1 protein-coding gene is annotated in these 1934 nt (G+C 68.0%); it reads right to left on the bottom strand.

All coding sequences use genetic code 11. The features are described 5' to 3' along the window. Positions 1-204: 204 nt before the first annotated feature. Positions 205-1239, bottom strand: coding sequence for an NAD-dependent epimerase/dehydratase family protein (locus WH07_RS35575; protein WP_079023827.1), 1035 nt, complete (start codon positions 1237-1239; stop codon positions 205-207). Positions 1240-1934 lie beyond the last annotated feature (695 nt).

Below are 1934 nucleotides of genomic sequence, written 5' to 3'. Positions count from 1 at the left end.
GGTGGCGGGCGCGGGAACAACGGGGGTGGCAGGAGCGACAGGAGTGGCAGGAGTGGTTCTGGGCACAGTGGATTCGACACCGGACATGGCTCTCCTAAGGGAAGAGTCTGAAGAAACGTCGGCGAACGTCGGCGGGGGAAGCGCCCCGGGCGCAGTCGCGCCGGCCTCGGAGGGGGCCTGGACCCCGGGGCTCTCGGGCAGGGGTCAGAACACCGCTTTGGCCAGCGAGAGCGCGCCCTGACGCCAGGGGTCCCTGCTGGTGCGCCCGGTGCCGAATCCCTGGTGACGGGACCTGTCGCGCCACCACTCGAAGCTGCGCAGGATCGCCTCCCGGTTGGAGTGGCGGGGTGCGAAGCCGAGTTCCTTCTGGATCCGGGTGATGTCCATGTACGAATCCGCGCGGAGCTTGTGGATCAGACGCATATAGACCGGTGAGAGGCCCGCCCGGGCGAGCAGCCCCAGGGTGGCGACGGCCGGGCGCATCGGCAGACCGATGACCTTCTTGCCGTGGCCGGCCGCGTCCAGCACGGTCTGGAAGTCGTCGCGCAGTGTCCCGAACTCGGCCGCGCCGACGTTGAATTCGGTGTTGACGGTCTCCGCGGGGCCTTCGGCCGCCAGCAGGATGGCGTCGATGAGATCCTCGACGTCGAGCATCTGGCTGCGTACCCGTCCGGAGCCCAGAACGGGGAAGTGATGGCCTTCCTCGGCCCATTCGAAGAGCATCGCGAAGATCCCGAGCCGCCCCGGCCCCAGAAAGGTCTTCGGACGCAGTACCGGTACGACCATGCCGTCGGCGCGGGCCTTCTCGACCAGTTCCTCGGCTCTGGCCTTGGCTCTGCCGTACGGGTCGATGGGCCGCCGGGGAAGGGTCTCCGGTGTGGGCACCTGGGTGGGCAGTCCGTAGACGGAACCGGTCGAGAGATACACGACGCGGGGCACGTCCATCCGTCCGGACTCGCTGAGCACCGTTCTCGTGCCCTCGACGACGATGGAGTCGATCTGCTCGGCCGGATAGCTCGGCAGGGCCGAGGCGCTGTGCACCACGAGATCGGCCCCGCGGACCGCCGCCCGTACCGCGTCGGCGTCGCGTATGTCCGCGTGGACGACCCGGGAGGCCGCGGAGTCCTGCCGGTGCACGATGTCGAGGCCGACCACCTCGCGTCCGTCGGCCGCCAGCCGCTCCACCAGAGCGGTACCGAGCATGCCGTTACTGCCCGTCACTACGACACGGTTAAGCACGTGTCCACCTTTCGGGCCGGAGGGGCGACGGTCCGACGGCCTGGCTGTGCCGCATTCTTGGCCATGCGATTGCAACGTTTCATTCGCGTCCTCGTTCCTTGTGCCCGCCGCCGTGGAACAGGTGGCGGCGCAGGGGAGTCGAGCGGGTGAAGAGGGCGCCGCGGTTCGCCTTCGAACCCGCGGACGGAGCCTCGCACCGGGCCAACGGCCGGCTGTGTTCAAGACATCGGCCCAGGTGAGCCCATGCCGCGGAGAACCATGACATGTTCGGCCGGGCGTGCCCAGGGGGCACTCGCACGGGAAGGCCACCGGGCGGCGGTAACAGGCCAGCGGGACACGGAGAGCCGGGCCGGGATCGTAGACGATCTACGGGTCGTTTCAGCAGCACAGATCGGACAACGATGTCAGCAATCAGGGACGGGTTAGCGCCCGCGTTACCGCGTTGACATATTCACGATGGCGGAAAGTGACCGCACGAGAGCTTCAAGTAGCCATTGAATATGCCTCATTCGGTGACAAAAGCGGATGGAGCTATGCGGGACGGCGAAGTCGAGGCCACGGCGGGGCAGGGTGCGAGGGGGCTGTTGACAGTGATCAGCCGCGGTGGCAATCATGGCGGCGTGGGAGCGCTTCCATGAGCGCGCGAGCCAGCGTCGACTCGCGTGGAGTTCCCCTCCCCCCATTCCCCCGCCCTG

Origin of the sequence: Streptomyces odonnellii (assembly GCF_000981895.1) — a bacterium.
In the GTDB taxonomy this organism is placed as follows: Bacteria; Actinomycetota; Actinomycetes; order Streptomycetales; family Streptomycetaceae; genus Streptomyces; species Streptomyces odonnellii.
The sequence above is the reverse complement of the archived record's forward strand: the minus strand, read 5'-3'. Positions and strand labels throughout refer to the sequence as shown.